Consider the following 6000-nt stretch of genomic DNA (forward strand, 5'->3'; position numbering starts at 1 on the left):
CCCGTCCCCGCGTGCCTTCGGCATGCCCGCGCACAGCGAACAGATGCGGACAGAACATGAGAGAAGACCGCCCGGTCGCCGTGATGGAGCGCGCGCCCCTCCTCGCCCGGCACTCGGACCCCGTTCTCGACGTGGTGGTTCCGGTCCACAACGAGGAGGCGGACCTGGAGCCGTCCGTCCGGCGCCTCCACGCACACCTGCGCGACACCTTCCCGTACGCCTTCCGGATCACCGTCGCCGACAACGCCAGTACCGACCGCACCCCGCGGATCGCCGAGCGCCTCGCGTCGGACCTGCCGGAGGTGGCGTGGATCCGGCTGCCCGGCAAGGGGCGGGGCCGGGCGCTGCGCGCGGCCTGGTCGCAGTCGTCCGCGCCGGTCCTGGCCTACCTCGACGTCGACCTCTCCACCGACCTCGCTGCCCTGCTCCCGCTGGTCGCGCCGCTGATATCCGGGCACTCCGACATCGCCATCGGCACCCGCCTGGCCCGCGGCGCCCGGGTCGTGCGCGGCCCGAAGCGGGAGATCATCTCGCGCTGCTACAACGTGCTGCTGCGCTCCACGCTCGCCGTGCGCTTCTCCGACGCCCAGTGCGGTTTCAAGGCCGTGCGCCGCGACGTCGCCGAGCGGCTGCTGCCCCTGGTCCAGGACTCCGGCTGGTTCTTCGACACCGAACTCCTCGTCATCGCCGAGCGCGCCGGGCTGCGCATCCACGAGGTGCCGGTCGACTGGGTCGACGACCCCGACAGCCGGGTGCACATCCTCCCGACCGCCCTGGCCGACCTCCGCGGCATCGCCCGCATCGGCCGCGCGCTCGCCACCGGCCGGCTCCCGCTCGCCGAACTGCGCCGCGGCTTCGCGGGCACCCAAGCCCCGGCCGGACTCCTCTCCCAACTGCTGCGCTTCGCGGCCGTCGGCGCCCTCAGCACCCTCTGCCACCTGCTGCTCTACGCGGCACTGCGGCCGCCCGTGGGTCCCCAGGCCGCCAACGCCGTGGCACTGCTGATCTGCGCCTTCGCCAACACCGCCGCCAACCGGCGCCTCACCTTCGGCGTACGCGGCCGCTCCGGCGCCGTACGCCAGCACGTGCGCGGGCTGCTCGCGTTCCTCGTCGGCCTCGGGCTCACCAGCGGCGCGCTGACCGCGCTGCACCACACGGCACCGGCCGCCGGTCACCGGGCCGAACTCGCGGTGCTCGTCGCCGCCAACCTGGCCGCCACGCTGCTGCGCTTCCTGCTCCTCCGGTCCTGGGTCTTCCGCGGCCGGCACGACCCCCGGACGGAACCCACCCCCTCATGACCAGCACGCTCGCCGCCACTCCGGTCGAGGCCACCGCCGCCGGCCCGCGGGAGGAGCCCTCCCGCGCCGCCCGATGGGGGCGTGCACTCGCCGTCTACGGCACGCTCAAGCTCGCAGGGTTCGCCGTCTTCCTGTACCTGCTGCACCACACCGGCGACTTCCGCGACAAGAACCCGCGCTTCGGCGGCGGAGCCCGCCCCTGGGACGTCCTCGCCAGCTGGGACGGCTGGTGGTACCAGCAGATCGCCGCCCACGGCTACCACCCGGCGCTGGTCCCCGTTCCCGGCGCGACCGGGCCGATCACCCTCGAGGGCAACTCGGCCGCCTTCTTCCCGCTCTACCCGGCCGCGATGCGCCTGACCTCCGAGGCGACCGGCCTCGGCCTGTACGGGGCCGGGATGCTGGTGTCCGTCCTCGCCTCCTTCGTCGCGGCCCTCGGCGTGTACGCCGTCACCGCCCGACTCGGCGGCCACCGCGCCGGGCTCTGCGCGGCCGGGCTGTGGGCGGTCTGGCCCGGCTCCGGCACCGAGTGGTCCGGCTACTCGGAGTCCCTGTACGTCGCCCTGGCGGTGTGGGCCTGCCATGCGGTCATGACCCGCCGCTGGCTCACCGCGGGCCTGCTCACCTTCACGGCCGGTCTGGCCCGGCCCACCGCCACGGCGCTGATCGGTGCCCTCGTCCTGGCCGGCCTGCTCGCCCTGCGGAAGCCGCGCACGGACGGCGTGGGCCGGCCGCTGACCGCGATCACGACCGCCCCGCTGGGCCTGTTCGGCTACCTCGCCTGGGTGGGCCACCGGATGGGCGATCCGGCGGGCTACTTCACACTCCAGGAAGGCGCCTGGGCCCACACCTTCGACTGGGGCCGGCACACCTTCGAGGTCTTCACCTCCGTGCCGGTGGGTCACTTCGACTACCTGTCCGCCTGCCCGGTCGAGGACCTCGTCGGCGTGGGCGTCGTCGTGCTCGCGCTCGGCCTGATCCCGGCCCTGGTGGGGTTGCGGCCGCCCCTCGTCCTGGTCGTGTACACGGTCCTCAACGTCGTCACCGTGCTGGGCACGCAGCAGATCTTCGGCAACGTCTCGCGCTACCTGCTGCCCGCCTTCCCGCTGTTCGTGCCGCCCGCGCTGGCCCTCGCCCGCGCCCGCCCGTCCGCCCGGGTCGCGCTGCTGGGCTGCGCCGCGCTGGCCTCCGGTTCGTACGCCGGATACGTGCTCTTCGAACTCGGCGTTCCCTAGGCCGGGGGGGCCGCGTCATTCCGGCCACACCGGGCAGACAACGCATATGGGCCTCCAGCGGCGCATCGCTGACCTGGGGCAGCCGTGGCAGCCGGGCCACGCGCTGGTGGCGATCCCGCTCGGCCTGGTCGTCGCGATCACCGTCACGGACCTGGTTATGCCCAGCAATGTGCACCTCGGGCCCCTGCTGGTCGTCGCGCCCGCCATCACCCCGTGGTTCGCGGGCACCGCGCTCACGGCGGTCATCGGGGCACTGGCAGTGGCCGCGCAGGCGGCGATCTCCGTGCTGCGCGGCGGGTTCACCAGCAACCACCAGGCGCAGCTCGTCGCCCTGGCCGTGATCACCGTGCTGCTCGTGGGGCTGTGCCGACCGCGCGAGTGCCGGAGGCGGGAACTCGAACGCGTCCGCTCCGTGTCCGAGGCCACACAGCGCGTCGTCCTGCGTCCGCTGCCGCATCGGATGGGCCCCTTGAGGATCGCCTCGCTCTACCTGGCCGCCGAGCACGACGCCGACATCGGCGGCGATCTGTACGCGGCCACCCGAAGAGGCTCCGGCACCCGCCTGATCATCGGGGACGTCCGGGGCAAGGGCCTGACCGCGATCGGGGACGCCTCCGCGCTGATGGGCGCCTTCCGGGAGGCCGCCCACCGCTGCGCCGACCTCCTGGACCTCGGCGACAGCCTGGAGACGAGCATCTGCCGGCATCTGGCGGAACACGCCGAGCACGCCGAGCACGCCGAGTACGTCGAGTCCGCGGGGCAGGCGCCGGACGGCTCCCCGCCGCCCGCCGACGAGACCGTAGGGGAGTTCAGCGAGCACTTCGTCACCGCGCTCGTGCTCGACATAGCGGACGGCGAGCCCGGCGCCCGGATGATCAACTGCGGCCATCCTCCGCCCCTCCTGCTGCGCAAGGGCGAGGTGCACACCCTCCACCCCGGGCGCCCGGCCCCGCCCCTGGGGATGTGCGGACTGCCCAGGGAAGGCCTCACCACGGACAGCTTCGCCTTCGATGACGACGACACGCTCCTGCTGCACACCGACGGCGTGCTCGAGGCGCGGTCACCCGGCGGTTCCTTCTACCCGCTCGCCGAGCGCGTCGCCCGGTGGAGCGGCAGCGGCCCCGAAGCGCTGCTGCGGCACCTCCGTGACGACCTGATCCGTCATGTCGGCGGCCCCCTGCGCGACGACGCCGCCATGGTGGTGATCCAGCGCTCGCCCAAGCTCATCGGCGACCACCACGTACGCGAACGCGACCGTGTCGACGGCGCTCCCCGGGGTACCCGGGCGACGCGGCGTCCGTGACCCGGATTCTTAGCGGGACGTTAGACATCGGCGCCGGACCTTGTCCGCGCGCGGCGCGGGCCCACATGCTCTGGGCACTTCGCCCCGTCCCCCATCAGGGCCTTTCCCACAGGAGCCGCCGATGTCGCCGACTTCCGCCGTGCCCGCGTCCCCGTCCGCCGAGGAGCGTGGCAAGCGCCGCCTCGCCCTCGTGGGAGGTTCGCTCGGCAACCTCGTCGAGTGGTACGACTGGTTCGTCTACGCCAGCTTCGCCATCTACTTCGCCGACTCCTTCTTCCCCGGCGACAACCCGACCACCCAGCTGATGAACACCGCCGGCATCTTCGCCGTCGGCTTCCTGATGCGCCCCGTCGGCGGCTGGGTGCTGGGCCGCGCCGCCGACCGCCACGGCCGCAAGAGCGCGCTGACGCTGACCGTCACCATGATGTCGGTCGCCGCCCTGATGATCGCGATCGCCCCGACGTACGGGCAGGCCGGCTACGCCGGCGCGCTCGTCCTGCTGCTCGCCCGGCTGCTGCAGGGTATGAGCATCGGCGGCGAGTACGCGGCGAGCGCGACCTACCTGACCGAGGCGTCGGCCCGCAACCGGCGCGGCCTCGGGTCGTCCTTCCAGTACGTGTCGATGACGGCGGGCCAGTTGCTCGGCCTGGCGATCCTCATCACCCTCCAGCACGTGCTGACCACCGACCAGTTGCACGACTGGGGCTGGCGCGTGCCCTTCGTGCTGGGCGCGGCCTTCGCGGTGGTGGTCTTCTGGATCCGGCGCAGGCTCGAGGAGACCGACGCCTTCACCGAGGAGGCGGGCACCCAGGACAGCGCCCGGGGCTCGCTCCGGCTGCTGTGGGAGCACCGGCGGCAGGCACTGCTGGTCATGGCGCTCACCCTGGGCGGCACCGTGGCGTACTACACGTACACCACGTATCTCACCAAGTACCTCATCGGCAGCGCCGGCATGGCCAAGAACACGGCCACCCTGGTCAGCTTCACCGCACTGTTCGTCTTCGCGCTGCTCCAGCCGCTGGCCGGGGCGCTCTCCGACAGGATCGGCCGCCGGCCACTGCTGATCACCTTCGCGGTGGGGTGCACCCTCGGCACCTACCCGATCATGACGGCGCTCGGCTCGGCCACCTCCTACTGGCCCGCGCTCGGTCTCTCGCTGCTGGCACTCGTCATCGTCACCGGCTACACCTCCATCAACGCCGCCGTGAAGGCCGAACTCTTCCCGACCCGCGTACGGGCGCTCGGCGTGGCCCTGCCGTACGCGATCGCCAACGCCCTGTTCGGCGGTACGGCGGAGTACGTGGCCCTGTGGTTCAAGGACGCCGGCCACGAGACGGCCTTCTTCTGGTACGTGTCGGCCTGCGCGCTGGTCTCCCTCGTCACCTACGTCCTCATGCCCGACACCAGGAACGCCGCGCTCAGCCGCGCCGAGGAGTCGGCCGACGACCGCGCCGCGCCGAGGCCCGCCCGGTCCCCGGCCGAGGGCGTGGTGCCACAGGCCTGACGCGGCTCGCGGAACTCCCGCGACGTGACCGCGCGTCCCCGATCGCCCCGGCCGGGCCGCTCACCGGCTCGCACACGAGCCGCCACGAACCGGCACCGATCGGGGACGCGTCATGTGCGCGCCCCTCTCCTCGCCCACCGGAAGTCGCCTTGCGACCGGTCCGGAGCTGCGCCGTCGGTCAAGATCCCGTGCGCCTTCGCGCAAGATCCGCGACGGTGCCGCACCTACGGTCGGGCAATCGACCCCGGAGGCCGCCGTGCCCACCCGGCGGCAGAGGGGCAGGTCCGGGACTTCCCTGCTCGGGTCACCGCCGAGGCATGTTCCCGCGGCGCGGAGCACCGGCAGTGTGCTCCGCGCCGTCCGGCACAGGCCGACCACAGGCCACTGGACGACCGCGGTGCCCTGCATGGCGTGCCGGCCCCTTGGTCCCGGCCCCGCGGCCGGGGACCCAGCGCGGGTGAGGCTACGTCAGCGGCGGACGACCTGGGGGGCGATGTCCTCGGTGAAGGTTTCGCCCTCGGTGGTCTTGAGCGTGGTGGCCTTGGCGGTGGTCGTGCCGCAGAACGCGGCCTCGAGGGTGCCGCCGAGGATGGTGTTGACGGTGCCGTTGTTGGAGGTGTTCGCCATGGACGTCATGCTGCGCTTGCCGTCGGCGGTGGT

At 73.0% G+C, this 6000-nt stretch carries 4 protein-coding genes and 1 pseudogene; 4 read left to right on the forward strand and 1 reads right to left on the reverse strand.

Annotated features, from left to right (window positions below):
• Positions 1 to 56: 56 nt before the first annotated feature.
• The 4 genes from ACFW3D_RS33040 (at position 57) to ACFW3D_RS33055 (ending at position 5340) form a co-directional block, all read left to right on the forward strand.
• Positions 57 to 1298: a bifunctional glycosyltransferase family 2/GtrA family protein gene (locus ACFW3D_RS33040; protein WP_500510584.1), complete on the forward strand. Its 1242-nt coding sequence runs from the start codon at positions 57 to 59 to the stop codon at positions 1296 to 1298.
• Positions 1295 to 2533: a putative hexosyltransferase gene (locus ACFW3D_RS33045; RefSeq protein ID WP_500510585.1), complete on the forward strand. Its 1239-nt coding sequence runs from the start codon at positions 1295 to 1297 to the stop codon at positions 2531 to 2533. Before ACFW3D_RS33040 ends, ACFW3D_RS33045 begins: the two co-directional genes overlap by 4 nt.
• Positions 2534 to 2579: 46 nt before the next feature.
• Complete coding sequence (locus ACFW3D_RS33050) at positions 2580 to 3836, forward strand: PP2C family protein-serine/threonine phosphatase (RefSeq protein ID WP_500510587.1); 1257 nt, start codon at positions 2580 to 2582, stop codon at positions 3834 to 3836.
• 121 nt (positions 3837 to 3957) lie between these two features.
• Positions 3958 to 5340 carry an MFS transporter gene (locus ACFW3D_RS33055; RefSeq protein ID WP_500510589.1) on the forward strand — a complete coding sequence of 461 codons (1383 nt, stop codon included), beginning with the start codon at positions 3958 to 3960 and terminating at the stop codon, positions 5338 to 5340.
• 468 nt (positions 5341 to 5808) lie between these two features.
• Here the strand turns inward: ACFW3D_RS33055 and ACFW3D_RS33060 are convergent.
• A pseudogene (locus ACFW3D_RS33060) lies at positions 5809 to 6000 on the reverse strand (serine hydrolase domain-containing protein); the annotation flags it as partial.

It is taken from the genome of Streptomyces sp. NPDC058864, assembly GCF_042742985.1.
Lineage (GTDB): Bacteria > Actinomycetota > Actinomycetes > Streptomycetales > Streptomycetaceae > Actinacidiphila.